General features: G+C 51.3%; 27 protein-coding genes and 1 pseudogene. 1 reads left to right on the forward strand and 27 read right to left on the reverse strand.

The window, feature by feature from the left end:
- Positions 1–76: 76 nt before the first annotated feature.
- The 18 genes from AAC076_RS13710 to AAC076_RS13795 all read right to left on the reverse strand — a co-directional run bounded on the left by AAC076_RS13710 (position 77) and on the right by AAC076_RS13795 (position 18,856).
- A complete protein-coding gene (locus tag AAC076_RS13710; RefSeq protein ID WP_339846633.1) occupies positions 77–1,165 on the reverse strand; it encodes an AAA family ATPase in 1,089 nt (362 codons plus the stop codon).
- Positions 1,162–3,429, reverse strand: a complete 2,268-nt coding sequence (locus AAC076_RS13715) for an ATPase, T2SS/T4P/T4SS family (RefSeq protein ID WP_339846636.1) — start codon at positions 3,427–3,429, stop codon at positions 1,162–1,164. Before AAC076_RS13715 ends, AAC076_RS13710 begins: the two co-directional genes overlap by 4 nt.
- Before the next feature lie 180 nt (positions 3,430–3,609).
- Positions 3,610–4,686: a DUF2235 domain-containing protein gene (locus tag AAC076_RS13720; RefSeq protein WP_339846639.1), complete on the reverse strand. Its 1,077-nt coding sequence runs from the start codon at positions 4,684–4,686 to the stop codon at positions 3,610–3,612.
- Positions 4,687–4,979: 293 nt separating this feature from the next.
- Complete coding sequence (locus AAC076_RS13725) at positions 4,980–5,486, reverse strand: RDD family protein (protein ID WP_339846642.1); 507 nt, start codon at positions 5,484–5,486, stop codon at positions 4,980–4,982.
- A gap of 91 nt (positions 5,487–5,577) precedes the next feature.
- Entirely contained in the window at positions 5,578–6,957 is a 1,380-nt protein-coding gene (locus tag AAC076_RS13730) for a C13 family peptidase (RefSeq protein WP_339846644.1), read from the reverse strand.
- A gap of 208 nt (positions 6,958–7,165) precedes the next feature.
- Positions 7,166–7,312 carry a hypothetical protein gene (locus AAC076_RS13735; protein ID WP_339846646.1) on the reverse strand — a complete coding sequence of 49 codons (147 nt, stop codon included), beginning with the start codon at positions 7,310–7,312 and terminating at the stop codon, positions 7,166–7,168.
- 118 nt (positions 7,313–7,430) lie between these two features.
- The gene (locus tag AAC076_RS13740) at positions 7,431–8,051 is read right to left on the reverse strand and encodes a hypothetical protein (protein ID WP_339846649.1); all 621 of its coding nucleotides are present in this window, start codon (positions 8,049–8,051) and stop codon (positions 7,431–7,433) included.
- Positions 8,052–8,173: 122 nt separating this feature from the next.
- Positions 8,174–8,812 (reverse strand): hypothetical protein, encoded by a 639-nt coding sequence (locus AAC076_RS13745; RefSeq protein WP_339846650.1) that lies wholly within the window; start codon positions 8,810–8,812, stop codon positions 8,174–8,176.
- A 98-nt stretch (positions 8,813–8,910) separates the two neighbouring features.
- Positions 8,911–9,072, reverse strand: coding sequence for a hypothetical protein (locus tag AAC076_RS13750; protein WP_339846651.1), 162 nt, complete (start codon positions 9,070–9,072; stop codon positions 8,911–8,913).
- A gap of 445 nt (positions 9,073–9,517) precedes the next feature.
- Entirely contained in the window at positions 9,518–11,218 is a 1,701-nt protein-coding gene (locus AAC076_RS13755) for a flotillin domain-containing protein (RefSeq protein ID WP_339846653.1), read from the reverse strand.
- 36 nt (positions 11,219–11,254) lie between these two features.
- On the reverse strand, positions 11,255–11,905 hold the full coding sequence (locus AAC076_RS13760; protein WP_339846654.1) for a YqiJ family protein: 651 nt from the start codon (positions 11,903–11,905) through the stop codon (positions 11,255–11,257).
- 1 nt (position 11,906) lies between these two features.
- Positions 11,907–12,578 (reverse strand): PspA/IM30 family protein, encoded by a 672-nt coding sequence (locus AAC076_RS13765; RefSeq protein WP_339846655.1) that lies wholly within the window; start codon positions 12,576–12,578, stop codon positions 11,907–11,909.
- A 793-nt stretch (positions 12,579–13,371) separates the two neighbouring features.
- Positions 13,372–13,881, reverse strand: a complete 510-nt coding sequence (locus AAC076_RS13770; protein ID WP_339846656.1) for a hypothetical protein — start codon at positions 13,879–13,881, stop codon at positions 13,372–13,374.
- Positions 13,882–14,348: 467 nt separating this feature from the next.
- On the reverse strand, positions 14,349–15,911 hold the full coding sequence (locus AAC076_RS13775; RefSeq protein WP_339846658.1) for a BCCT family transporter: 1,563 nt from the start codon (positions 15,909–15,911) through the stop codon (positions 14,349–14,351).
- A gap of 1,035 nt (positions 15,912–16,946) precedes the next feature.
- Positions 16,947–17,387, reverse strand: a complete 441-nt coding sequence (locus AAC076_RS13780; protein WP_339846661.1) for a hypothetical protein — start codon at positions 17,385–17,387, stop codon at positions 16,947–16,949.
- An 82-nt stretch (positions 17,388–17,469) separates the two neighbouring features.
- Positions 17,470–18,072, reverse strand: coding sequence for a hypothetical protein (locus AAC076_RS13785; protein WP_339846662.1), 603 nt, complete (start codon positions 18,070–18,072; stop codon positions 17,470–17,472).
- Between the two features lie 81 nt (positions 18,073–18,153).
- Positions 18,154–18,528 (reverse strand): ATP-dependent Clp protease adaptor ClpS, encoded by a 375-nt coding sequence (locus AAC076_RS13790; RefSeq protein ID WP_339846663.1) that lies wholly within the window; start codon positions 18,526–18,528, stop codon positions 18,154–18,156.
- Between the two features lie 85 nt (positions 18,529–18,613).
- Positions 18,614–18,856, reverse strand: a complete 243-nt coding sequence (locus tag AAC076_RS13795; protein ID WP_339846664.1) for a hypothetical protein — start codon at positions 18,854–18,856, stop codon at positions 18,614–18,616.
- Between the two features lie 284 nt (positions 18,857–19,140).
- On the opposite strand from AAC076_RS13795, the pseudogene AAC076_RS13800 reads away from it, so the two are divergent.
- A pseudogene (locus AAC076_RS13800) lies at positions 19,141–20,093 on the forward strand (IS110 family transposase).
- A 28-nt stretch (positions 20,094–20,121) separates the two neighbouring features.
- Here AAC076_RS13800 and AAC076_RS13805 read toward each other — a convergent pair.
- From AAC076_RS13805 to AAC076_RS13845, 9 genes are all read right to left on the reverse strand, one after another.
- Positions 20,122–20,541, reverse strand: a complete 420-nt coding sequence (locus AAC076_RS13805; protein WP_339846667.1) for a hypothetical protein — start codon at positions 20,539–20,541, stop codon at positions 20,122–20,124.
- Positions 20,542–20,619: 78 nt separating this feature from the next.
- Positions 20,620–20,868: a DUF1272 domain-containing protein gene (locus tag AAC076_RS13810; protein ID WP_339846670.1), complete on the reverse strand. Its 249-nt coding sequence runs from the start codon at positions 20,866–20,868 to the stop codon at positions 20,620–20,622.
- Between the two features lie 132 nt (positions 20,869–21,000).
- On the reverse strand, positions 21,001–21,411 hold the full coding sequence (locus tag AAC076_RS13815) for a hypothetical protein (RefSeq protein ID WP_339846673.1): 411 nt from the start codon (positions 21,409–21,411) through the stop codon (positions 21,001–21,003).
- Positions 21,412–21,532: 121 nt separating this feature from the next.
- The gene (locus AAC076_RS13820) at positions 21,533–21,985 is read right to left on the reverse strand and encodes a hypothetical protein (RefSeq protein WP_339846676.1); all 453 of its coding nucleotides are present in this window, start codon (positions 21,983–21,985) and stop codon (positions 21,533–21,535) included.
- Positions 21,986–22,497: 512 nt separating this feature from the next.
- On the reverse strand, positions 22,498–23,028 hold the full coding sequence (locus AAC076_RS13825; protein ID WP_339846679.1) for a hypothetical protein: 531 nt from the start codon (positions 23,026–23,028) through the stop codon (positions 22,498–22,500).
- A gap of 481 nt (positions 23,029–23,509) precedes the next feature.
- On the reverse strand, positions 23,510–23,926 hold the full coding sequence (locus AAC076_RS13830) for a GFA family protein (protein ID WP_339846682.1): 417 nt from the start codon (positions 23,924–23,926) through the stop codon (positions 23,510–23,512).
- Positions 23,927–24,021: 95 nt separating this feature from the next.
- Positions 24,022–24,600, reverse strand: a complete 579-nt coding sequence (locus tag AAC076_RS13835) for an SMI1/KNR4 family protein (protein WP_339846684.1) — start codon at positions 24,598–24,600, stop codon at positions 24,022–24,024.
- Positions 24,601–24,703: 103 nt separating this feature from the next.
- The gene (locus tag AAC076_RS13840) at positions 24,704–25,189 is read right to left on the reverse strand and encodes an SMI1/KNR4 family protein (RefSeq protein ID WP_339846687.1); all 486 of its coding nucleotides are present in this window, start codon (positions 25,187–25,189) and stop codon (positions 24,704–24,706) included.
- An 89-nt stretch (positions 25,190–25,278) separates the two neighbouring features.
- Complete coding sequence (locus AAC076_RS13845; RefSeq protein WP_339846690.1) at positions 25,279–25,809, reverse strand: hypothetical protein; 531 nt, start codon at positions 25,807–25,809, stop codon at positions 25,279–25,281.
- Between the last annotated feature and the right edge of the window lie 271 nt (positions 25,810–26,080).

The raw sequence follows: 26,080 nt of genomic DNA on the forward strand, positions 1-26,080 counted from the left end.
TGCACTTTATTCCCGTCAAGCGCTGATAGGTAAAGCCAAATCGTACTGCTCAGCACTCATTGCTTGAATTCGATCTCTAAAGAAGGTGACGCTGAGCGTAAAGCGCCCGCCAGTGTGCACCCTTGCGCTGAGCTACTTCGGTATCGAAATAATGCCTTAGACGCCGACGGTCCTCAGGCTTGTCCTTGAGCGCCGAGCCCAGCAGGAAATGCACCAGATTCCTGTCGGACATCTGTCCTTCGGTGTAGTAGAAAGCGTGCACGCTCATTGCATGGGCCACTGCCACTGCTTCAGCAGTAGACATCGCCGCACCCGCCAGGCGGTCAGTACTGCGCCCGGCGACTGTCTGGCCATTACGTAGCTCATGGAAGACCGTGACCAGCACTTCCAACACCGAGGGATCTGGTTTGAAGGTGATTCCTGCCTTGGCATTCAATTTTTCGGTCTGTCGAAGAACCACGTCAATCTCATCGCTGAGTCGCGCGATCGGCTTGACGATCTCGAAATTCATCCTGCGCTTCAAGGCAGCGCTCATTCGGTTGACCCCCTCATCAACACTGTTGGAGGTCGCGATGATATTGAAACCCTCGCTCGCGTAGATCACGCCATCTTCCCCGGGTAGCTCAGGAATACTGATTACCCGGTCTGATAAAATGGAGAGCACCGAGTCCTGAAGGGTCTGGGGGCAGCGCGCAATTTCTTCGAACCGCAGTAGCTTACCGTCGCGCATGGCGCGCAGCAGCGGGCTGGGCACCAGAGCGGCCAGGCAGGGCCCTTGTTCCCGAAGCAGTGCCTCATTCCAGGTATATAGCAGCTGGTTCAGGCTATTGACGGCGCCCCCCTGGATCATGAGTGACGAATCGCCTGAGGCGGCAGCGGCGATCAGCTCCGACAGCAGAGACTTGGCCGTGCCGGGCTCTCCTACCAGCAGCGCCCCACGATTGGTACACAGGGCAATAACCACGCGCGTAATCACTTCAGGCTCGCAAACAAACTTGCGTTCAATACCCAGTTGCTTGTCGCCCTCGACGAACTTGCCCACTGCCACCGGAGACATGCGCCAGCCCGGCGGGACAGGATGCTCGTCCAGTTCCGTGAGCCGCTCAAGCTCATCGTGGTATTCGGCTTCCGCTGGCAGCCTCTGTTTGTTGGCATATTTGCTCATGAACCTTCCCTCCGACCTCCACGTGTCTCCGGCGCCATGCGCTCCTCGGGTAGAATGCGCGGCAACTCAGACATCGGTATGGTACCGGCTATAACATGGTCAAGAGCGCTGTCGCGCATGGTACTTAACCCCGCGTCCAGCGCCAGCCAGCGCATCTCTCCAATAGGTGGCTGGCGAGAAATCGCATTGCGGATATCCTGGTTCACGTGCATGTACTCGACCACAGCTACTCGGCCTCGAGTGCCTTTGCCGTTGCAGGCGGTACAACCGGTACCCGCATAGCAGCGAAATCCTGCGGGAGCACCCTCGGGGAACAATTCCGCCATGATGACCGGGTCAGGCTTCGCTTCCTCGCGGCATTCCTTGCATATCCGCTTGGCTAGCCGTTGGGCAATAACAGCAAGCAATTCGCTGGCTATGGAATTGGGATGAATACCCAGGTCATAAAGCCGCTGGAGCGAGTCGACAGCGTCATTGCAATGCAAGGTAGAGAGTACAACGTGACCCGTTTGCGAGGCTCTGATTGCCTCAAGCGCGGTTTCCTGGTCTCGTATCTCACCCACCAGAATCACATCAGGATCCTGACGTACAAAGGCCCGCATCGCGTTGGCAAAACTGAATCCGATGTCAGGCCTTACGCGGGTCTGCTGGATATTATCGATGGAGTATTCGATCGGATCTTCAACGGTAATGACCTTGCGTTGGCCGTTATCCGCTAACTCCTGAAGGCCCGCATACAGGGTTGTAGACTTGCCGGAGCCGGTCGGGCCAACAACCAGAACCAGGCCGGCGGGATTATTGAGCAGTCGTCGATAGTGACCAGCAGTCTTGCCCGACATACCCAGTTCTTGCATCGTCATCGCACGCCCCGTCTGGCGCAGCAATCGGATCACCACATGCTCACCGTGCAACGCAGGCTGCGTTTGAACCCGTAGATCGTAGGACGCCTCTCCAAATCTGAGCATTGAGCGTCCACCCTGGGGGAGACGTCGCTCGGCAATGTTGAGCTCGGCTCTGAGTTTGATCACGTTGACGATTCCGAGCAGCTCACCCGGAGTCAACTGATAGTGGTTGAGGTCATGCAACTCGCCGTCGATACGCAAGCGAATGCGAATACGCTGGTCGTACCGCTCAAGGTGGATGTCGCTTGCCTGGTTGGTCACTCCTTCAAGCAGGATGCCCTCGTAGATAGACACCAGATAAGGACTGATCCGATTGTGCGCATCTTCCTCAATTGCGGCGTCCTGATCGGCCTTTGCCACCTCGGCGAGGTGCGTTCGCGCCAGCATGTCGCCTCGCAGGGTAATGGCAAGATGAGACCAAAGACGCTGAAAATCCGCCGGCGTGACCAGCAGGAGGCGAACGGAATGTCCGTCGGTGAGCTTTTCAATCGCATCCAGGCACGCATCCGGATCATCGCTGGCAACGACCAGCTCATTTCCATCCATGTAGGTGGGGATCAGTCTGTGCTTATCAAGAAAGGTACGTGAAAAGCCGGCTAGAAGCCGTGTGTCCAGGCTGGGCAGCAGCTTTTCCAGTTCAATGAATGTGACGCCGCGCTTCTGCTCTGCGAGCTGACGATAGAGAGCGGCATCTTCGAAATCGACGAGTCGGTGCAGCACCCTCATCAGCGGCTTGCCATTGGCGAGAGCTTGCTCCCGAGCCAAGGCTACTGTCTTTTCGTCGGCCGCCCCAAGATCGATCAGAACATCTGCAGTGCTGCGTCGAAAGTCGACCCATCCCAGTATACCAATCCGCACCAGGCGACCATCACGGCGCTGGTAATGCACAAGCGAGGGCGCACGCCCTGCCTCCGGCTCGAGGTTGAACAGCGCGCCTCCCTCTTGCAATGAAGCAAGAAGAGCGGCCGGCTCCGGCAGGAAGGTTCCACTGAGTATGCAGCTGCAGGCGGGCTCGAGTTGAAATCCACCCTGAGCATCCCCGACGGTGATATCCACATTCCTGATATTGAATCTGGCCAGATTGGTCGCAGCTATATCTGCAATCGCGGGTACCTTTTCGAGCACATGGACAGTGCTAAAAAGATGGGACAATGCGGCAGGGACGTAGCCGGATCCAGCACCGATGTACAGGACGGTCTGGTCTCTTTCCAACGGCGGCAGGGCCTCGAGCATCTGCTGCAAGGCCGCACGGGTGGGAATGCTGTGACCCGATATATGCTCAGCCAGATCGGCTGAAGCGATGAAAGCCTCTCGCGGAATGGCCGCCAGCACAGCCTGGATTCTGGGGTTATCTGTACTCAAAGGTCTCTCCGCCAAGCTGTGCCAGGTGGGGCCGGGCCATGGAGGGCCTGGCGCAGCCTGTCACTAAAGAAGATGCATACCTTCAAGATAACCGGATATTTCTTCCCGAACCCGGACACAGATCATGCTTTTGGCTGTTAAGCCATTGCGGCGGAGCATCCGTTTGCATATCCAGCAAAGCTAATCCTTAGCCGGAACAGTGCCAGGGTCTGACGGAGGCGACTGGCCGGCCTCACTCAGGGTCAGAGGCCGGTAGTTAAGCTGGTCGTCCTGCCAGCGCTGCCACACGCTGTGATCAACCGAGACATTGACCGCTGAGCGCCCTGATCTGTCCTGGTTATATTTGCGCACGAACCGGCCGTCCCCCCCGTCACTACGCAATTTCTTGAACCAGGCATAGGTCCCTTTCAGAAAATCCTGGAAAGAATCTTTTGGTTCGGCTTTCCAAGCATCCGGGGCTACCGTGAATGGCTCGAGCTTTAGTCCGGCTGTCTTTGCTTTACCCAGCATCCACTGTAAAGAGATGTCGGCAAGAGAATCATCCGAGCCATAGCCACCCCCTACATTTGCATGGGCACCAATAAACCAGCGCTGCTCGACCTCGATATTTTTCGGTTTTTGCTTGCCGTCCTCACTGGTCCACAGGGGTACGTCATAGGCTGCCCGATGCTCATCCAATGCCACCGCGTGATAGGCACGATCGACAATGCTCGACAGCGCGGTGTCATGCCAGGCGTACTTGCCCCTTTCGGAAATAACCGTGCCCGGCACACCCAGTGCTCCGACGGTATCCCACACGCCGATAAAATGGATCCTGGGCGTGCGGCTGAATGTCTGCCGGAACGTTTGGCAAGTCTCGGAGTCAGGGGCATGGCTGTCATCGCGGTAGATCTTTTCAGCCTTTTCCAGCAGACAGGGTGTGACGATATGTAGAAGACCACATTTGCGGATCAGACCCACGAGGCTTCGTGCGGTATAGGCGCCGCGACTGAAGCCGAATATCCAGATCTCGTCTCCCTCGCTATAGCGCTTTGCCAGCCACTCGTAACCCTCAAGCAGATTACGACTCAAGCCATAGCCAAAAACGCCACCACCGATGCGCTCCCACTTCGAAGTACCCACGCCGGGATCATAGAAAAACCGTTGCTGCATAGCGCCGTCGTAATCCTGGATATGCCGTGTAATCCGATACACGTTGGTCTGGTCTTCCGGATCGTTCCAGGTGCCGTCAAACAGCAATATCAATCTCTGTGTCATGGTGTCCTTTCCATTTTTTGACGCGGGCGCAAAGAAGATCCCTCAGCGCGCCAGGCCCGCGAATGCAGCGCTCTTTGCACTATAGGCAATATCTGGCTGGGGGGTAAATCATTACAAGGTCAGGCTTATTGCCAGACAGTGAGGAACAAACGGCTGTGGCTGCGACGAGTGGACTCAGCCGATTTGCTGATTAACCAGAGGAGAGAGGCTATTGACGGCAAGTGCACGGCGGCACAAAGCAGTCTTGACCAAAGAATATCGCTTGTTCGATGGAACTCACTGCTTAGCAGAAATTACAGTGGATTTGGAATCTGCCCGATGAATCGAACAGTCGTAGTACGTGCGAACTTGTCATGCACCGATTGCTTTCGCTTATCAACCAGAGCCCAGGCGAAAGCGAAGACACCAAGATAGTAAGGCAGGAGAAATAGCGCGTAGCCAAAGTATCTGATTGCGAACTGCCAGAATCGCGGCTTCTGCTGGGTATGTTCATCCACGATGACGGCTTCCATTACTTTCAACCCCAGCGTGCGGGAGAACGCCAACCAACAACCGATGAAATACAGGGCGGTCCCAAGCGATGATATGGCCATCACAACAGTACCCCAGGTTTCCGAACCGGTTTTAATATTGCCTGGGAAAAGTCCATTCCGTGCTATCCAGAACATTCCGACCAAGATCAGACAGAGTACCGCGCTGACAAGACAGTCGATGATAAAAGCTGCTGCCTTGTCCAGGGCACCTACATATTGGTATGGATTTCCATTGCTATCAAATCGAGTATTTCTGCTGTAGTTCATCTTCTTAAAGCTCATCGACTGAGATTGAGTAATACGCCGATATCCTTTACCGCTCTATGCTTTCTTGAACTGACCACGCACAGGCACATCACTAATCTTGCCCGGACATTCCCTGCTTTAGCCAAAGCCTCAGATCTTCACCGAGATGAAACTGGGGATAGGACCAGCGCTCTTCTTCCATCCCGATTTCTTCTTCCCAAAGGCGGATCTGCTGATTGATCTGCTCAGACATGGCATCAGGATCGGTCAGATCCAGACCAACGCTCTGGTACAAAGCTTTGCTGAACCAGGTCATTTCCGAGTCATCGCCACAACCGAAGGATGTTCGATCTTCGCGTGCCGAGGTCAGGATCAAGGTATTCGAGTCTTTGATCTGATTAAGCCAATGGCCCGAGTAGCACGCGGAAACCACCAGAACCTTGCGACGCGCATTAAGCGGCTCCAGCATTGTGACGAAATCTTCAGGGGACAGATTGGGCAGGTCAAGGCCAGGTTGCTGCAACAGCAGCTGTCCGTCTTGCCCTCCATGGGTGACCAGATGAATAACTAGCAGGTCTTGCTCGGAATCCATCTTCGCATCCAACGCCTCAAGGGCATGTCTGATCGAGGGGCGGGTCGCCAGCGGATAGATTTCGTAGTCGCGGTGATTGAGCAGCATGATGGAACGATTTTCCACATCGAAGTGCGCCTGCAATCCCGCTTTCGCAACCTGAATGTCGCGCAGAAAAACCGACTCAGTGCCATCCCCGCCCACCGCCAGAAAGTAGGCGTCGGTCAGACCAGGGCGCTCTGATGCGAGATTGTCGATCTGCTCATCAAGGCGCTGTCGATCTTCAGCCAGTATCTTCTCGGTCAGCGGAGCAGCATGCTCCGGCGGGGAGGCATCCTGCCCATCAATAAGCACACCGCGATCCCAGGTGCCGGAAAAACTGTCTGCATCCGAGCTTCCCTCCGGGTATGTATAGGTGCCCTCACCATGGTAATACCAATCAAGAAAAGGTCCCTCGTAGGTGCCATATTCGGTAATGTGCTGGCCCTGCAGCGGCGCACCCTCTAGAAACTCAGCCTCATAGACGCTGTCGTTGACTTCGAAGCGGCCCAGTCCATGGAAGTCGTCGTTCTGGAATGCCCCCACGTAGCGGCTATCTTCATCTTCCCAAATACCCTGCCCCGCCATGAGACCCTTATCAAACTCGCCTTCGTAATGCCAACCGGCAGGGGACTCAAGCTCACCCTGTCCTTGCCAGTAACCTGCCTGGAATTGACCACGATAAATCAAACCACTGGGGAAGCGCTGAACACCCTCGCCATGGAATAGCCCCTCCTGGAACTCGCCCGTATAGGTACTGCCATCGGGTAGTTTCGCATCAGGCGGCAGAAACTGAGATACCTCGCAGGCAGAGATGAGCGCAAAAGCAAGCAGGGCTAGCAGCAATCTCAAATAGCGCAATCGCAATAAAGCAGAGGTCATTGTTTACCCGCAGTGATAGGAACATGGATTGGTTTCACAGTCTGATACAGAGTGCCTCGCAGCAGATTGCTACATCCAAGGGTAGCTGCCAAGCACTCAGCGTAGGCAACGACGTATTGCCGTTCAATAAACCGGCTGACGCCCAAGGTAGTCCAAAAGCAATCTTTCCCCGAACTCTTCACCGGCAAAAGCGAGCTCGCGATTGATTTCAGGCAATTAACGTCTTTTCCTTCTGAAATGCGGCCATCGCCACCTCACCCGCGCCAATGTCATGCAAAAAGCGTTCTGCAACTGCTAGATGGGCAGGCGCAATCTGAGGCTCAGTGGCGGGTACGGGCGCGGCAACCTGGCTCATGCTACACCCGTTAATTACAAAGAAAATCGCGAAAACAAATACCAGATGCAGCCGGCATGACATATGCGGATCCTCAGTCATTGCATTACCTTCCCTCTATTGAGAAGAATTGGATGAGCTACTGTGAAGGGCGCGCATAAGATGGTGGTTTTTCTGTCTTGGCGGGCTTACCCCAGGCTCTCTGCTCAGCCAACTGATTATGGGTCGGGAAGAATGTCATGTTCGGGTACATTTCTTTCATGACAGCAGTAGTAGGCCCGTAATTGTCGTTCACCTCTTTTACTTCCCAGGCAAACTGGATGGAGTTATACCCGGGGGTACTGGTAGAAACCGCAAAGTAATCGCCAATGTAATAGGCAGCTCCAGGAACCGTCGTCACACTGTCGATCAATCCAAGTGGGGAAGACTTTTTGCTGAGCACCACTCCGTCGGAGTCAGTGAATATAATTTCCGTAAAGGAGCAGGTCGTAGGATTAAGCTTGATTACCTGAATCGGCTGGTCGCGTTCAAAACGAATAGTATATTTTTTGCCGTCTACACAAGAAAAGACAGAACCCATCGTCTGGTGACCATCCAGACCAAGCCATGCCTTCTGGGCATCAATCTTGAATTTGCCGTAAAGATACGACTCCTTCCCTGTTAGAACCTCCCCTGGGGTGATCGGCTTGGACCATGAGGCACAGCCTGAAAGGCCGACAAGGCTGATTGCAATCAAACTACGGAACAATGAGTTGTACATTTATCGCCGGACTCCTAGGTACATTGATCTATTTTTATAAAAGCAAATTAAGCATCAATTGATTACATCACTTGAGTGACTATGTCGCGCATTATTGCTACACCCGAGGCACCTAGAAGAGCTTAATATATGGGGAGATAAACCGACGGCATATCCCAATAAACGCTACTGTTTCCGCCAATATCTTTTTTCACATAACCGGGCTCAACACCCATGAAAATGTCCGTGCTAGCCAAGCCCGGATATCGCTGCCTGAGCACCTTGGAGTCGCTTTCATAGGACTCAGTAAAGTCGACTTGAACACCAGTTACCGTCAGTCCCATCCTGTCCGTAGCGGAAAAAACGAATGAACCGATATAAGTCGCTTTTCCCGGCTCAATTATAAAATTGATACTGAACGGTTGCGTTTGCCCGACGTTTGCATATCCGCTTTGGACTGCCCAGTTGGCAATTTCGTATTTACCCGGTGGCAACTCGACTACCTGCAAAGATCCTTTTTTGTCGGAAAAATCACTTTTGGGAGGAATAGGAATAAGCATCATGCCAACACCGGCTTCAAAATACCCTCGTTGATCGTTATACAGACCACGATAGTAAACTCTATAGCCAGAGAGCGGCCCCCTGTACTCGATTGAACCGACAAGCAATCCATTACTGGAATCGCTCGATATAGCGTAATTTTCTGCCACATTGGCCGTCGGTGACGCACAGCCCGAAAATAAAATTATCGTCAGACACACCAAAGCTTTCTTATTGATCATATGTAATCCACAGCTTGGGTAGAGAAGTTTGTTGCAGTCCATTAACCCGCAACAGCATGCGAGTACTTCGGTATCAACCCCTGGCATATCGGCGAACTTCAGCACGCACGAATGATGCGAGAGGCGTCCGGGTCGTTATTGTTAATCAGCACCGAAGCGCGAATGACACTGCCTCTACTCTTCTCCAGTTCCACCGCTAGCGCGTCGGCAAAAGTGGTTTTCCCTGCCCCGTCGATCCCATCGATTGCAACCTGAGTCACAAACGGCCCTTTTATTTCCCTGACCGTTTGGGCGAGCTGAATCAGGATTGAGGAACGGCATGATGCGGGCATTCTACGAGTCTCGCTTCGCATGGAGAGTCGAGCTAAAAAGCTGGAAAGCGGCATAAAGGAATATGACTGCGCCCACGGTCTCTCCTATAACCGAGAGAATCCAGCGCGCGCCTTCAGGGATCGCTCTAAGAAGCTCGTTGAAAAACTCACAGGCAAGGACGTGCTTGGCTCTTGTGGAAGAGCAGTCGCTCAGATACGTCGTTCTCGTAGATGCTGAAGTAATCGCATTGCTGAACAGGATAACGGCCAAAAACAGAAAAACTGTCGCGATTACCAACCGTAAAGCCGGGGAGTACTCAACAACCCCCCTCGGAGAATTTATACGCACTGCATCATTCCTGGCACGGCGGAACCCCCTTTATTCATGTCCTTCTCAAGGGGCAACAGACCCTTGCGACTCAGGCGTACTCGAACCGGTCGGGGCTGACGAAGGCCTGGCGGGCTTTTCCGACTCCTGCTTATCAAACACCTTCCCGTCGATAATCGAGCGCGGGTCCATGTGCTCAAGCCCCACCTCCTTGAGGATGGAATCTAGCAGGGGCACATTGGCGCGGTGTTTCAGCATGGCATTGACCAATTGGTCCGACAGGTTTGAGCTGCTGCCCTGGTTACTGCCTTCCCCTGCGCCGCCACCGTTAAAACCGGGGGCGCCACTGATGTCGAAAATCTTGATACTGTCGATTTTCTCAGCTGGCTTCATCGCTTGTTCCATGATCCTGGGCAGTTGGGCGATCATCTCCATCTTCTCGGCAAACGCTACCTGTTCAGGACTCAGCAGGTTCTTCGCCTCGTTGAGCTGCCGTGCCCCTTCGGCTTCGGCTTCGGCTTTGACCTTGATTGCACCCGCTTCAGCATCGGCAGTCACCCGAATAGCATCGGCATCGTCAGATGCTGCAGCCTTGCGCGCTTCCGCCTCGACTGTAACGCCAATAGCTTCGCGCTCGGCACTTTCCTGCGCCTTGATAACCACGATGCGCTTTTCCCGTTCGGCGCGAGCGGTCTCGCGCACGGTAATCACGCCCTCTTCCTTGGCGACCGCTTGTGCCCGGGCGTCATCCGCCTCGGCTGCAGCCCTTGACTCGTCCTTGGACTTTTCAGCAACAGCAATTTTCTGGTCCTGGCTGGAAAGCTCAAGGCGTTTGCTTTTCTCGATGTCGCGATTCTGGGTTTCTTCTTCCATGGCAATACGGGCCAGCTCGACAGCACGATTGGCAGTAATATCCGCCTCTTCCGCTTCGCGACGGCGTTCGGCAGCCACACGCGCAATGTCGGACTGCTGACTGGCACGGCGGTTCTCGATCTGTTGAGTCTGCTCCAGCCGTGCGAACTCCTCGTCCTGCTGGATGCCGAGCTTGCGCTTGGCGGCATCGGTCGATTTCATCTGAATCTCGACCATGGTTTCCTGTTCAATGTCGTTGCGTATCTTGCGTCGTGATTCGAGCTGCTCGGTCAACTTGGTCAGACCCTCGGCGTCGAATGCATTCTCGGCATTGAAGAACTCCTTGGCGGTCTGATCCAGCCCGGTCAGGGAAACAGACTCGAGCTCAAGGCCGTTCTTGAACAGATCCTCCGCGCAGCTGGTCTGCACCTCCTGCACAAAGGACACGCGCTCCTCATGCAACTGTTCCATGGTCATGCCCGCAGCCACTGAGCGTAATACATCCACGAACTTGCCTTCGATCAGCTCCTTGAGTTCCTCAGGACGCTGGGTCCGTGCGCCGAGTGTCTGCGCAGCCGTCGCGATGGACTCGTTATCCGGTTTGACCCGCACATAGAACTCGGCGGTGACATCCACACGCAACCGATCCTTGGTGATCAGCGCCTGGTCATTTGAACGCCTTACCTCCAACCGCAGGGTGTTCATGTTCACATAGATGATTTCATGCAGTACGGGAAGCACCATCGCGCCACCGTCCTTGATGATCTTTTCCCCACCAAAACCGGTCCGTACGAAGGCCCGTTCCTTGTTAGCGCGGGTGTAAAGCCGCGCCAGGATAATCCCGATAACCACAAGGGCTACAAAACTGATCCCGGCGACAATCAGTATAAAAGCGAGGTTGCTTGCATTTCCCATTGCTCATTTCCTTGTTTTTTATTCGTTATCCAGTCTTCAGGCAGCGCCTTTTATGACCACAAACTGATTACCTTCCCGCCTCACTATCAGCAGGGGAATGCCCGGCCCGAAGGGACCGTGACCCTCCTCAGCGAAGACCATCACGTAATGTGTCTGGCCATGTTGATCACGCACTCGCGCTTCGGCTGCCTGGCCTGTGCTCGACTGACCGATAGTGACCACCGCTTCCCGGCCGATGAGCGTTTCAAGGGATATGGATGAGGTTTCGTTCTTGGGCATGATGACTTCCAGCCCCGCTGCCCCCCAGCGGGTGAACGGCAGTGCCACGAGAAAGGCCAAGGGCACCGACAACAGCACAGGCAGTATCACACCGAACACGCTACTCATGACAAAATTCAAGGCCAGACCCACGCAGCCAAAAGCGCTCAGCAAGATCACCAGCAGCATCAGAATGGGAACCTTGCCTACCTTCAGCCAGCCCAGCAGTCGAGACAGCGCCGAGTTAGACCCCGCATCCGCGACTTCAAAATCTGTACTGACCTCAAATTGGGGTATGAGGGAATCGAGCATATTGCCCAGACCGAAGCCCAGCACGGCGCCAACACCCTCAAACAACCCGATGATCAGCATCAATGCCAGCGCTGTGGAAAAAGGAATATTGGCGTCTGTCAGCAGGAGATCGAGCACCTCAGCTTTCCTTTTTCAGCGCCGCTAGGCGCTCAGCCACTCGATTCTTGCGATGCAGCTCTTCCAGCTCCGCCCGTGACGAAGCATCGGCCGTCTCCGCCGCGGTAGGTAGACCGGTGACAGATGCCTTGACCCTGGCAACGGCGCCGCCTGCCTTCTCCACACGACGCTCAACTGAAGATCCGGGAGCAACGCCGCCAGCCTCCCCCGATAGCTGTCCCTTATCCTGACGCTTGCGGTCGCGGATCAACTGCAGGTCACGTTCCATTTCATCGCGCTTGGAACGCAGCCCTGCCAAATAATGGGCGAGCTTCTGCTCCTCCTCCTGGGTAGTGGCAACCAGGCCTTCGATAATGGGCAAGCGGTCCTCTATGCCCACCAGCTCCCCTGCACCTGCTTCGGCAAGATCTTCACGACCTTGCACCAAGGCAGTCTGAATCTGGGCCTTAAGATTGGCAGCACGATCATTAAGCGACGACAGCTCACGGTTGGCATTGTGCCTATTGGCCTGCTTACGTCCGATTTCGGCGCGCACCTCATCAATCGCGCCATCCACCTCTTCAATCGCCTGACGGGCTACCACCTCCGGTGCAGCATTTTCAGCCGCATCAACCACAGTGGTAAAAGTACCGCCAACCAGACGGGCCACCCGGCCCAGTAATGACTCGCTCATTGGTGTATCTCCTTATGGGGGTCATCCATTTATTGTTTTCGTTAACAAGACGAGCACCCGACCCTGTTCCCGGATATATGGAAGCATTGCGTTAGAACAAGTTTGAAAGGAGTGCAGGCGGTCCTTGCCTGAAGGCGGGATAAGACTTGCACTCCTTTGCATGAGTCGAGATTAATCCACAGAGCTACAGGGCGTCCAAGAAAATTTGCGCTCGCGGTAATTTGCTTGCGACTAACAACGTTCCGGCATGTGCAGAGATGCTGGTTACTGGACCAGCCCCTGCTCCCGAGCCATGGCCATCGCTGCCTGAGGGCCTGTCCAGAGGGAGGGCAAGATGATGAGCGACACAGCAATAGCCGTCGGCACAATAAACTGCCTCTTTCGGTCGGGCCGGGCAAAGAATTTTATATGCCCAGTGCCACGACAGTTAGCGTAAAAAAGGCGAATCACACTATCCTTTATTGTTGCCGAGCGATGTTCCGGAATGTAATCAAATACATCCGCTCTGGTGATACCAACAGAGACTGGACACGGTCATGTGAGAAGGCGCGATCAATATTTATCTGAGCCTAGCCTGATTACCTACTCCGTTTATAATTCAATGGTAGTTATCGATGCGTATGCTCTTAAGGGGGAAGTCTAGCGCCCTGAATCGCCCATAACTCATACTCGCATTGCGAAATTCGGCTAACAAGAAACGCTCGCCAGAAATTGCAAAATCCCGCCGAAGCGGGATCGATAAATGCTCATAGGCGGATAGCGGCAATTGCCACCGCGATATTATCAAACCCCGTTAACCGGCTGCTCCGGATTTCCCAAACAACAGTCTTGTGAATCGTTCTCGACCCAGTTCTTCGGCAATAACAGCAAGCGTATTGTACAGGGCAAGGAAAGTTAGCAGTTGAATGTGAGTACCCCAGAACCGGGCCCAATGGATCTCCTCAGCCAACTTGTCGAGTCCGACGACAAAGGATCCTTCACTGCGAGCCAGCGGTATCACTTCCTCCAAAAACTGAAACAGCAGCGCCACAAGGGCATAGACAATGGTTCGTCCGACTATGAGCGCTATCCTGGATTTGTTGTCGAAGTGGTGCCAGATAGGAAGCGCATCCGCGATGAGTACAGATTTTCCAATAATCAAAGCACCGAGAATCGCGGCAGCGTAGGTGAGTGCACCAATGCCGCTCTCTAGAGACATTAAATTTCTTGTTAATACGATCACACAAAAAACCACCATGAAGAATAATGTCGGGGCCAACATTTCCAGAAATTCTTTCTTTACGAATGAATATATCTTTCTCACTGGTCAAGACCTCCATAGTAAAAAGTTTTCTTATGAGCACCATATAACAGGATTAGTGGGCTACGAAGAAAATTATAAGTGTTAATTGTCAGTACCTACTCAATTTATCTTCACTTTTAACTCGAAGCATTGAGGTCAACTTAACATTGGGCTCAACCAAACTCTCCGAGAGAGGTTCAGAAAGTCCTTTAGCGATGCTGTGCACTCATTGATTATCGCAGACCGGGCCTGGTCGTTCAGTTATCGTCTGATTCTGCCAGTTCTGACAATCGAAAAAATTGGCCCCAAATGAACATCAATGGAAAATCTTCATCTGACCCCGTTTTCCCCTCTGAAGGCGGGAGAAGACTCGCATTCCTTTGCGTGATTCGAGATTAATCCACAGAGCTACAGGGCGTCCAAGAAAATTTGCGCTCGAAGTAATTTGCTTGCGACTAACAACGTTCCGGCATGTGCAGGGATGCCGGTTACTGGATCAGCCCCTGCTCCCGAGCCATGGCCATCGCTGCCTGAGGGCCTGTCCAGAGGGAGGGCAAGATGATAAGCGACACAGGAATAGCCGTCAGCACGATAAACTGCTGCAACACACCGATCTGCCCTGCCCCCATGTACAGCAGAATGGCCGCCATCAAGGCCATTGCCCCACCCCAGAAAACCCGAAGCCAGGGGCTAGGCTCGTCGTGACCCGCACCTACCATCGCGATCGAATAACTCATGGAATCGCCAGTGGTGGCGACAAAAATAGTCGTCAGAAGCAGGATCGCCGCTGCCATCCAGGTACCACCAGGAAGTGCCTGTGCCACCGTCAATGTCGCCACGTCAAAACGGAAGCTATTCAGCGCCTCGGTAAGATCAAAGGTGCCGTTTAGCTGATGATAAATCCCGGACCCCCCAAGCAGAGTAAACCAGATCGTTGTAGCAATCGGCGCCAAGACAGCCACTGCAAGGATAACTTCTCGTACGGTTCGACCTCGGGAAATCCGCGCTACAAAAACGGCCATCAAGGGTGTATAGCCAATAAACCAGGCAAAGAAAAAAACAGTCCACCACTTCATCCACCATGCAGGGGCTGTCTCTGCGGTCATCGTCGCCATGGCAAAAAACGAAGTGGCGTATTCACCCATTGACTGGGTATAGCTATTCACCAAAAACAAGGTCGGACCAAAGATGAAGATAACCGCAGCTATGGCGAGTGCCAGGAGCACATTGAAACGACTGAGCAATTGAATACCCTTGTGCAAACCGGTCATTGCGGAGGTCATATACACACCCGCGAGAACAAGCAGCACCGTCAACTGGGTTCCAAATCCATCAGTCACACCAAAGAGTTCGTGCAGGCCAAAGCTCATTTGGGTGGCCAGAAACCCGATAGGGCCAACGGTTCCAGCAACAACGGCAATCACGCAGAAAGCATCGATCACGCCACCAAGACGGCCCTGAATCAATCTTTCACCCAAAACAGGATAGAGCAGCGTTCGTGGCTGGAGGGGCTTACCCTGATCGTAATGAGCACGGCTCAACACCAACGCTGTAAGTGAGCCCAACACTGCCCAGGCAAGAAATCCCCAGTGGGTGAATGATTGGGCTAAGGCAGGCGCAACTGCGGCAGAAGTCCCCGCTTCAGTATCGAATGCAGGCGGCGTGACTACAAAATGGTAAACAGGCTCACCAGCAGCGAAAAAAACACCGCCGCCCGCCAGCAACGTACACATGATCATCGACAACCAACGAAAACGCCCTATCTCGGGGACATCCAACCCGCCTATGCGAGCTGCTCCAGCTCTGCTGAGCGCAACACCAACCGCTATAAAAAACGTCAATAATAGAAGTACCTGGAAAAAGGAACCCAGATAAGCTGCGGTCCAGGAAAAGCCTTGGCCAATTAAGCCTGCCACATATTCACTATCGACAACGGATGCGCCAACAAATAACAGAATGAAGCCAACAGTGAGCAACAACACCACCGGATCACTGCTGCTACGCACATCAACCGACTTGGTTCGCGGAACTGATTCAGATTGTGAAGTCATGAAAGCTGCCTCTTTCGGTCGGGCTGGGTGAGGAATTTCATATGCCCAATGCCACGACAGTTAGCGTAAAAAAGGCGACCCACACTACCCTTCATTGTTGCCGAGGGATATTCCGGAATGTAATCAAATACGTCCGACCTGGTGATACCAACAGAGACGGGACAAGGTCATGCGAGAAGGCGCGATCAATATTTATCTGAGCCGAGTCTGATTACCTGAGTTCTACCCCGTAACTGCGGAAATGTTTGGAAGCCCGGCAGGATCGGCTGATGGACTGACGCCGGACCGGGAATGGACTTAAAAGGTTTAATATACACATAGCTACCAGCCCCACCACCGCTCAACCTTAAGAATGCCACGCCAAATACCCCCGAGAATAGATGGAAACAGTTGAGGAAATAGCAACGCTATTAAGGCAAATACAATGATACAGACGACCAGATAACTACTGCTTAAGAACCCATCATAAAAGTAGGCCAGCTGCTTGTTGACTCCAAACCAGATCAACGCTGCGGTGGGAACAGAGAATATTAAAGACGCAAAGAGACCTATCAATCGCGATTCAAGAGAGCCTCTTTGGCTACGATTTCTTGTCATTTTGAGCCACTACTCCTTTTATATAACCCCCAGCAGTCGTCCCGATTTGTAACCGCGGCTCAGCGGTTGCTGTGCAGCCGATTGTTAAAGGATTAGCAACCACCATCACCCCCACCAGAGTCTCCGCCGCCAAGGAAACCACCGGACGATCCGTTTCCGCCTGATGAGGATGAGCACCCTTTGATTCTAGTTGCTATCCAGATTATGAAGGCCAGCAAAACGAAGCCGAAGATGAATGGAGCAAGGAAACCGGTGATTATGGAGTCTGAGGTCAAATCAATGACCTGCCATAGCCCCCAAAGAACAGATGCATAGCCTAAAAACCATTTCATAAACCCATCCCTACGTGGATCTGCATTGAAGGTTTTTAACGCCAGGGCTCAGCGGCCGTTTTGGGGGCGCAACCGCGCCGGAAAAACGGTCCGGTGCAGCCCCTTGTTAAGCATTGGTTCTCGAAAGCCGGACGATATCCTGGTACATTGCCGTAAAATCACCATAGATATCCTTATCCGCCTCATACAGGTTTTGATTACCTGCCACAAACTGCAAATCCGGCAATAGCTCAGAGATTATCGGCTGAACGCTTTCAGGTTCTTTTCGCAGTTTCTCTAAGACAAGGCCGATAAAACAACTCGCAGCATCCGACGACTCATAAAGCTCGAAATCCTGGCGAATGACATAGTCTCGAAGCCCAAAAATGTAGTATTGGAAGGCTCCGCGAGGCATAAATCGAATTTCGTCCGTTCGCTCTATTACATTTTTCCTAAATGCGGGCTGCATTTCCTCATTGGTCTTTCCGTAAAAGGTCTTGTATGCATATTTGGCATCAAGATCTTTCTCGTACCCAGCCCACTCTTCTTCCGTCGGAATCCGTTTCATAGTCTATTGGGCTTAACGCCTGGCACACGTGCCGATTTGTAGCCGCTGACCGGCGGAAAAGCGGTCACTGTGCTGCCGCTTGTTAGTCGTCTTGAAACTCTGATCTCAGCCATTCGAGCTCAGAGAGGATTATTTTTTCTAGGTTTTTGATGACCCATTCACCTCCAGCCGACAGCAGAATCCCGCACGCATATGGGAATATCATCTCTCGAATCTGTGAAAAGTGGCCAGTAATTCTCTCTTTTTTCGTTAAGTCATGCAGGACTTTAGTATGCCAGGATTCCCGTGGCTGATAATATTCAATATCGTCTATCGCTTGTTCAAATACCCAGTCAATGTCGTTGATATCTAGGTTTGGATTCGACTCGAAGAGCTCATGAATTATTCTTGTCGCTTTGTCGGTCTCTTTTGATTCAATATGTATGAAGGCCAAGAAGGCTAAAGCTTCCTTTTTTGTACCCCATGCCCCACTATTTTCCGAATAGAACATGTCAAACGCAAAGCTGCCCAAAAGATCCCGAGCCTGATTTGTGTCCCCGACAGAGTACAAATAAATCGAAAGTTCAAGTGCCTTTCCTGATTCAGATTCCCGATTAAGGTTTATTCCAGCAGCCAAGCTTTTAATCAAACGCCTGATCGGTGCTTTTTGCGAGCTTTCTGCGGCTAGCTTCAATTGATGCTTCATCGAAGGCTTTCTCCCAAGATGACTAACGCGGAGCGCACCGGCGCACTTTAGTGCGTCCGAGTGACGCGAATTGTTAAGTGATTACTCCCGACTCTCAAGGGTGACTCGGAGTGCCTCAGCGCCTTTATGAAGCAGGTTTGGATCAGGACCAAACGAAACCATCAATTGCATTTTTTCACATGCTTTCTTGTAAGGCCCGCACCAGAGTCGACTCTTTCCAGTAAAGTGAGCCTTCAACATTAGCCAAATCGCTTTGCTCGTACTGTAACCAAAAACATCTTTTATTACCCTGGTCACAAAGTCGACGCCATTAATAGGATCATTGTGCAGTACCACCGCGTAAGTTCCGGGCTCTTCACGCTGAAACATTTCATCCAGTTTTTGATCAAGAGCATTCTTCGAAGAGAGATCCAACTCTTGATCAAGATCGAAATACCAGATACTCATCTGTCCCATTCACTTAACGCCCGGCTCACGCGCCGGTTTGTAGCCGCGGAGCGGCGGAGAAGTAGTCCCGTGCAGTGACTTGTTAAATGGATATTCAATATTCGCAATCTTGTTGCTCATAGTTGTAACGACCACCCATGTCCATGCAGGAATCAACGCTCCAAAACTCTGAATAGTGCTCCCTAACTAATAAGGCCAGAGATACGGCGGCTAAAACGAGCGCCAGTTTAGCTAATTTTTTGCTTTTCTTTAAAGCCGCAGCGATGAAAAGAGAAATAGCGACTGGTACGAGCAGTAAGCCCGTAAAGAGCATCAAATATTCAACGATTGCTTCCATTCTTCCTGCCATTTAACGTATAGCTTTGCGGCAATTTTGTAACCGCGAAGCGGTGGAGAAATTGTCCGGCAAAAGCACCTTGTATGGATAATTTCTGCTGTGTTTGGGTAAATTGAGGCCCACCCCCGACGGCCATCGGGGGTCTTCATGCAGCAGCTCGAAATAGCGACGGCTCCTCTTTTGAGAGACCGGTAACAAGTGTGCAGCGCTGCATGACTCTGAAGCGATAACTCGGACAGTCATCGGGGCCTCGAGCCCGTATAGCAAGGCAGAGTCAGCTTATTATGAACAATTCAGAAAACCAAACCCTGATCAACACTGGTGTCGACGTTGGCAAAGCAAACCTCGATATCGCCCTACATCCATCCGGTGAGTTTTTACCATTCCGAACAGCCAGATCCATGTCCGCGAGCTGGTAAAAATCTTCAAGGGCTTCCCCATCGAGCGGATCGTGGTAGAGGCGACAGGACGCCATGAGCATGCCCTGGTCCAGGCCTGCAGTCAGGCTGGTTTGCCCATCATTGTGGTCAATCCCATCAGCGTAAGGCGTTATGTCCAAGCCATCGGCGTGTTGGCAAAAACCGATCGCATCGACGCTCAGGTCATTGCCAGATATGCCGCAACACTAAAGCCAGAAATTAAGCCTATCCCCGATAAAACCTCTCAGAAAATCAGAGATTTATTGGCTAGACGCAGCCAACTCATGGAGATGTCCACCATGGAGAAAAACCGGCTGCAGATCCTGCCCAAATCACTTCACAGCTCGATCAAGAGCCTGCTCAAGACGCTCCAAACCCAAATCAAGAGCATCACCCGCCAAATCGAGCAGGAGGTTGCCAAAGTGGATCATTGGCAAACCAAAACGGACATCCTGACCAGCGTACCGGGTGTCGGCAAGGTACTTGCCTTCACACTGCTGAGCGAGCTTCCCGAGCTAGGTGAACTCAATCGAAAAGAAATTGCAGCATTGGTCGGTGTTGCACCCATCAACCGAGACAGCGGCAAGCTGACGGGCAAGCGCCGGATACGTGGTGGTCGTCATAGAGTCCGGACAGTGATGTTCATGGCCATGCTGTCGGCGATCCAATGCAACCCGGTATTCAAGCAGTTCTACGAGCGTCTGAAAGCCCAGGGAAAGCTCCCAAAGGTGGCTCTAATTGCGTGCATGCGCAAGATGGTTGTAATGCTCAACACCATGGTGAAAAACCAGGAGCCGTGGCGTGAAAAAACGTCCTAATTTAGGTCGTTGACACCACAGTCACTTGTTAGGCATTAGACTTTCTCCGCTCAATGTAGTGGAAAGCTAACCAGAGAAGAGTGGCAACGATAGTAGAATAAAAAAATGAAAATATTGGAAAGATAATGACTGCAAATCCGTTGCGACCACCATCACCTATGTATGACTGCATCAGCCTTTGTTCCCCCTCAGTCCAAGAAGCTTCCTCCTCCTCGGACCAAAAACCATCCCCATCACGGTCTAAGACTGCAATTTCTTGATCTAGCACCCAATCGTTATACGCCAAATTAGCAATCACCACGCCGCTCATAAGAGCTGCGGAGAGGAAAATTGTTAGTACCAAACCTCGCTTGCTGTCAAAGCGCCCACGTATCGGGTAAGCAAGCAAAAATGGTACGAACAAAAGCGCAATTAAAGTTGCAATGTACCAAATCTCATATGAAGTCATTGATGTGCCTAACGTGTGAACTCATGGGCCGGTTTGTAGCCGCGAAGCGGCGGAGAGCCGGTCCCATGCAGTGATTGGTTATGAATTGGCAACACAACCACCAGGCTTATGAACCCGTGTAGCCGAAGCCGGATACTTGCCTAGCAATTGAGCTGGGCGGATAGGCCGAGACACAAAACTGCCCCCGCAGTTGGGGCATTGCTGGTTCAGCACCCCTGAGGCGCAAGACTCGCAAAAGGTGCACTCGAAGGTACAAATCAAAGCCTCGGTCGATTCCGGCGGCAAGTCCTTATCGCAGCACTCGCAATTGGGCCTCAACTCAAGCATCGCGCTCTCCGTGCTGATTCATAACGCAGAGTGCAGCGGCATTTTGGTTGACGTGGAGTATTGTGTAAGATGGCGAAGCCATACACAATACGAAGCGACGACCAAAATGTCCGCTGGCACGTATTGTTATATTTATTCCAATCCGTCAGTTTTGACACCGGTAAAATCATCCCAAGATTTTGCATACTCTTTGCTTTTAGTACCCAGTAAACTAACAAAATGAGAATATTTAAACTCATTATCGTTTGACGCAGTATTTTGCAAATTCTCAATAAAACAAGTACAGGCAGCGTTTGAAACGTTGCTGTCACCGTCTGAAACGAATAGCTCAATAAGTTCAAATAGCTCTACCGACCTATTATATTCAGAATCAACAAATTCCTTTACTACTAGGCTCGATAATAAAGAAAGAAGGCTATGCGCTGAAATTCTACCGCAACTGCCTTTTTCAGGAACCCACTCATCAGCCTCGGAGACCAGATAATCCCTAGCTTTTGGGTATGTATCTATAATTAGCTGTAAAACTTCTTGCTCGTTAATCATGGGATATCGACTTAAATATAAAGCCCGGCTCAACGCGCGAATTTTTGATGGCGGCTTTTGTGCGCCTTTCTGCACGAAAGGTGACAGCGGAAATTCGTCCGTTGCAGCCGATTGTTAGAAGTCATTTTAACCGCATCTGCTCGACCCATAAGTTAGTGACGCCTCTATAATGGTCTCGTATCCTGTCTTCCACATGGTTAGCTGCCCAGACAGCACACCGCTCAAGATGCTCACACTCATCTCTAGAAGAAGGACGAATTTCCCCTCCTTCATAAATTTCAAACCTACCAGGGTCGAGTGTATCTTGAATAAATCGAGGAACATGCTTCAAATTCTCTTCGCGTACCGGTTCTTTTGCCATCTTGACCCAGCGGCCATCTAAAACTGCGGTGTCATGGACTGGCACACGGAATAGAACTCCAGAAGTCAAGATTTCCGGAGGGGTTAGATCAACTCGGTCTTTGGTGTCAAAGAATACCATCTCAGTGTCAGCTAAAATCTGCGCGTGTACGCTGTAATCCTCTATCGGAACCACGACAATTGCGCCTACTGTTCTTTGCTGCCGCTTACCCATAAATACCTTCTAACGCCCAAACTCACGGGCCAGTTTGTAGCCGCGGAGCGGCGGAGAAGTGGTCCCGTGCAGTGACTGGTTAGCAACTGATCTATCGATCAAATGTATCATGATGCACATATAAAGGAGCTTGGGTCCGTCTCCAAGCAAAAAAACATGCGCTAGCGAAAAATATCGCGAGTCCTAGTAGCAAATTCCCCCATAAAACCATTGCCGCTACCAGCAATATGAGGAACGCCAGTTCTACGAAAATGAACAACAACAACTCAGCAAACCAACCTCGACTCATATACGCAATTGATGAGCAATGGGGGCATGTCAGTACGGAGCCCATGAAGGCATGACGCCATAGTTGAAACTGAGTGTATGCGGGCTTACCGCAAGACGGGCATGGTCGGATCATTCTCAATTCCGTTTCCAAAGGCTTCGGAGCAAAGGGTTGCTAACGCCCGGCACACGTGCCGGTTTGTAGCCGCGGGGCGGCGGAGAAGCGGTCACAGTGCTGCCGCTTGTTACGTTGCATTTACACAGACCTGATTATTAAAGAACAGAACTAAACTGCGTGCCGTAGTCACCTTTCCATAGTAGGGATTGCTGTAAAAGTTATCCAGGCTACAACCGGTTCTTTGAGCGATCTCTTCCATTAGATCGAGGTCGAGGTCATCCTCATCAAGTTTTAATGTGTCGAATAAATTATCAGAAGCCTTTATGGGTACTTTGTGACTTGTAGGTAGTGCTAACTGAAGCTGTTCATACGTTGCTCGTATTACCCAAGTATCAACGACGTTCGGATCGAACTCTCTAGCGAATTCGCATATCGACAAACCTGCCCGATCTCTACAAAGACTTCCAAAATACTTTTCGATCTTTGGTTGCTCTAATTTGCTCCAAACGAATATCAGAAGAGCTATACCGGCCACAGCCACAAGAAAGACCGGCTTGAAAATGACAATAGTGATTGCCACCCCAACCAAGATCGTCAAAGCAGGTTTATTTACCCCCTCAGGCTCATACTTAGGCATAAATCTAGAGGCTAGCTTCATGGTTCACCTTGCGACGTAACGCCCGGCACACGTGCCGATTTGTAGCCGCGGAGCGGCGGAGAATCGGTCACTGTGCTGCCGATTGTTATGTGTTTAGGTGGCATAAAAATGAAAACCAAAACTAAGAGCTAAGCAAAAAATGGTTGAACCCAAAATCAACCCTGCAGCTTTCGCAGGTACTTCTGCTACTGGGTGCCTATACTTTTGCTGCTGGCCAAACACAGTTGTATGAGTTCGTAACCCGTAGGGTGCGAACACCATGAAATAGCCCATAGAACCTACAGCGATCGAAAATCCAAGCCAACCAAAGGAATTCGAAACGGTAACTTCGTTTATGGCACATATAATGGCCAAGTAAATCGTCAAAATTAATAGTAGTGCGTAGATGGTGCTTTTCATCTGCTTTTACACATAACGCCCGGCACACGTGTCGATTTGTAGCCGCGGAGCGGCGGAGAAGCGGTCACCGTGCTGCCGCTTGTTAGGCCTTGCTGGTCTGTGGAACATACGCGGCCTCGAACTGAGGAAGATCGTCGTTGATGGCCCACCAATTGGCCTTCGATCCTGTGTAAAAATGAGCCACGGGCTTTGACGCCAACGGCTCATTGATCAGCCCCGCGCGAATTCGAAGCACACCAGGCAGAGCGTCTTTTTTACTGTAGATTGGCGATCCGCACGTACTACAAAAAACTCGCTGTTTACCAGGCGACGCCTCAAACGATCTAAGCAGCTCAGTGCCGCTATCCAACTGGAAAGCAGCTTCTTTGACAGGTGTATTTGTTGCGAACGGTGTGCCCTGCGCTTTGCGGCATTGGGAGCAATGGCAAACTTGGATGGGTTCTAGCTCGCCATGAATCTGAAAGTGGACTCCGCCACATAAGCAGCTACCTGTGTACATACTGCCTCCGTTTTGCCTAACGCCCGGCTCACGCGCCGGTTTGTAGCCGCGAAGCGGCGGAGAATCGGTCGTCGTGCAGCCGATTGTTAGGTGGTTTATTCTCTGTAGATCACATTACCATCTAAATCATAGACTTCTTCATATTGCAGGAGGCATGATAAAAACTCATTAAAGGTATTTGCTATCACAAGACTATTACCGCTATCGGTTTCTGTGATCATCACTTTAGGAGCAATTGAGGAATCACTATAGTCTAAGACTAACCAAGTATGGCCATCACCATCGATCGGAACATACGTACTTGGCAGACCCCACTCTCTGCTAGAACTAATTGAGTTATATATAGAGCTCTCGGAATTTGGGTCTATGCTTGCAAAAGTACCTATTTCATAAAAACCTTCACCAAAATAATATTTTATAGCCTTATTTTCACAAGGCGGCAACTTAACTATTTTAGTGCCTTCTGAATCAAGTAACCTCACGTACTCTTCCGGCAAAATGAACCCGTACTGTTCTGTGAAGGATTTAAGAGCTTCTTCACTTGTATAAACTCGATAGTTTTCAATCTCACGAACATCGCCACATTCAGAGCAGACAAAGTAAGCTGTGCCGTCAACAATGTCTGGGCTTGACAGTTCTTTTCTACAACATCTCATGCTCTGATACTCGGTCACCTAACGTAAAGTGCAGCGGCAGTTTGTGGAGTGGCGGTTTGTGCTAGCGTAGCGACAAGCACAAAAAAAGCCACGGAACAAACTGTCCGACTGGCACGTATTGTTAGCTCTGGGCATCATATCCAAGATACCCAAAAAACCATTCCTGCATGTACTCTGAGAACGTAGCAGCCAGCACTTCCGAATGAGTTGATTCAGGAAGATGTGGTTCATAGTTCACGATGGCGTATTCATCACCAATCGTCGGGATGTTGATGTTAAAGCAGAATGCTCCATCTTCATGCTTCTTTAGGACCCACAAATAATCAGGAACAACATATTGATCTTTGAACTCATCACGCATGAACATGGTGTCGGCATAGATTCCTCCGCTCGACATTGCTAGCGGATCATCCTCAACGATCCCAGAGATCCCTGCGTCCATGGCATAGATTGCTCCAAATTCCTTCAAGAAGTTGCGGTAAGAGCTGGGCAGTTTAGCCCCAATTGCTTGTTCTATTACTATAATTGCCAACTCCGAAGCACCTCCTGAAATCCAAACCTCATCACCTTGCTGATTTGATCTGTCTATCAGGCTCTGAATACTCATACTTTTCCTTGCTAAGGTTGTGATGCTAACGCCAAAAGCAGGGGCAGACAAAACACGCAGCGGTTTGGCTGTCCCTCTGGCTGGCCTTGTTACGTTTTTTCTTGCAGGATGGCGATAACATTAGATAAGTCCTGTTTACCCAGACTATGTATACATTTTGCAAACTCTAGGCTCGCGAGCCCATTACAATATTTAATGCCTTCGCGCTGGACCTCGATATTGGTACTCGCGCCCCTCTTTAATAGAAAACTCACTAGCTCTGGTGAGTTAGCTAAGATTGCACCATTTAAGGCTGTGTAGCCATGGTACTTAGCATTTATATCAGCACCTTCTTCGACAAAGCGATTTATAAGAACTAATATTTCTTTATTGTTGAAATTACCTAGATCATAGCCCGTGGCTACATAAGGTACAGGCGGTGATCCTTCAATTTCTTGGTTGGCTAGCGAGTAGCCAGACAACTCCAAATAGGCTTTTGCCACAAAACTCGGTATTTGTTTGTATGAATCATCAGTAACGATGGCCAGTACAGGGCGAGATGTATCAGCCGCTAAGAAGCTCCATGCGTAAAGTCCGTAACCAAATATGCATACTACAAATGTAATGATGATCTTTTTCATGGCTCTAAGAAACGTAACGTAGAGCTTTGCGGCAATTTTGTAGCCGCGAAGCGGTGGAGAAATTGTCCGACAAAAGCGAATGGTTAGAAATGCCTCAGCCGCCAGCCAACCCCAGAGCGTAGACGCTGCCAAAGCCTAAGAACAAAGAGATTGCGGCCAAACCCATATGTTTTAAAAAATCGTAACGCTTAGATATCACTGATACCCAAACGGCTACCACGGGTTCTACCCCGTTACTGCGGACACTTTTGAAAAGAGGCACAATGTGCCA

Origin of the sequence: uncultured Halopseudomonas sp. (genome assembly GCF_963977355.1) — a bacterium.
Lineage (GTDB): Bacteria > Pseudomonadota > Gammaproteobacteria > Pseudomonadales > Pseudomonadaceae > Halopseudomonas.

Excerpts from the sequence above, each read along its gene's own strand:
- AAC076_RS13820 (WP_339846676.1), bottom strand. The coding sequence starts at position 21,985 with ATGGGTAAGCGGCAGCAAAGAACAGTAGGCGCAATTGTCGTGGTTCCG.
- AAC076_RS13725 (WP_339846642.1), bottom strand. The coding sequence starts at position 5,486 with ATGAACTACAGCAGAAATACTCGATTTGATAGCAATGGAAATCCATAC.
- AAC076_RS13840 (WP_339846687.1), bottom strand. The coding sequence starts at position 25,189 with ATGAGTATTCAGAGCCTGATAGACAGATCAAATCAGCAAGGTGATGAG.
- AAC076_RS13720 (WP_339846639.1), bottom strand. The coding sequence starts at position 4,686 with ATGACACAGAGATTGATATTGCTGTTTGACGGCACCTGGAACGATCCG.
- AAC076_RS13710 (WP_339846633.1), bottom strand. The coding sequence starts at position 1,165 with ATGAGCAAATATGCCAACAAACAGAGGCTGCCAGCGGAAGCCGAATAC.
- AAC076_RS13745 (WP_339846650.1), bottom strand. The coding sequence starts at position 8,812 with ATGATCAATAAGAAAGCTTTGGTGTGTCTGACGATAATTTTATTTTCG.
- AAC076_RS13755 (WP_339846653.1), bottom strand. The coding sequence starts at position 11,218 with ATGGGAAATGCAAGCAACCTCGCTTTTATACTGATTGTCGCCGGGATC.
- AAC076_RS13775 (WP_339846658.1), bottom strand. The coding sequence starts at position 15,911 with ATGACTTCACAATCTGAATCAGTTCCGCGAACCAAGTCGGTTGATGTG.
- AAC076_RS13845 (WP_339846690.1), bottom strand. The coding sequence starts at position 25,809 with ATGAAAAAGATCATCATTACATTTGTAGTATGCATATTTGGTTACGGA.
- AAC076_RS13790 (WP_339846663.1), bottom strand. The coding sequence starts at position 18,528 with ATGGGACAGATGAGTATCTGGTATTTCGATCTTGATCAAGAGTTGGAT.
- AAC076_RS13730 (WP_339846644.1), bottom strand. The coding sequence starts at position 6,957 with ATGACCTCTGCTTTATTGCGATTGCGCTATTTGAGATTGCTGCTAGCC.
- AAC076_RS13830 (WP_339846682.1), bottom strand. The coding sequence starts at position 23,926 with ATGTACACAGGTAGCTGCTTATGTGGCGGAGTCCACTTTCAGATTCAT.
- AAC076_RS13815 (WP_339846673.1), bottom strand. The coding sequence starts at position 21,411 with ATGATTAACGAGCAAGAAGTTTTACAGCTAATTATAGATACATACCCA.
- AAC076_RS13805 (WP_339846667.1), bottom strand. The coding sequence starts at position 20,541 with ATGACTTCATATGAGATTTGGTACATTGCAACTTTAATTGCGCTTTTG.
- AAC076_RS13825 (WP_339846679.1), bottom strand. The coding sequence starts at position 23,028 with ATGAAGCTAGCCTCTAGATTTATGCCTAAGTATGAGCCTGAGGGGGTA.
- AAC076_RS13810 (WP_339846670.1), bottom strand. The coding sequence starts at position 20,868 with ATGCTTGAGTTGAGGCCCAATTGCGAGTGCTGCGATAAGGACTTGCCG.
- AAC076_RS13735 (WP_339846646.1), bottom strand. The coding sequence starts at position 7,312 with ATGAGCCAGGTTGCCGCGCCCGTACCCGCCACTGAGCCTCAGATTGCG.
- AAC076_RS13780 (WP_339846661.1), bottom strand. The coding sequence starts at position 17,387 with ATGAAACGGATTCCGACGGAAGAAGAGTGGGCTGGGTACGAGAAAGAT.
- AAC076_RS13740 (WP_339846649.1), bottom strand. The coding sequence starts at position 8,051 with ATGTACAACTCATTGTTCCGTAGTTTGATTGCAATCAGCCTTGTCGGC.
- AAC076_RS13785 (WP_339846662.1), bottom strand. The coding sequence starts at position 18,072 with ATGAAGCATCAATTGAAGCTAGCCGCAGAAAGCTCGCAAAAAGCACCG.
- AAC076_RS13765 (WP_339846655.1), bottom strand. The coding sequence starts at position 12,578 with ATGAGCGAGTCATTACTGGGCCGGGTGGCCCGTCTGGTTGGCGGTACT.
- AAC076_RS13795 (WP_339846664.1), bottom strand. The coding sequence starts at position 18,856 with ATGGAAGCAATCGTTGAATATTTGATGCTCTTTACGGGCTTACTGCTC.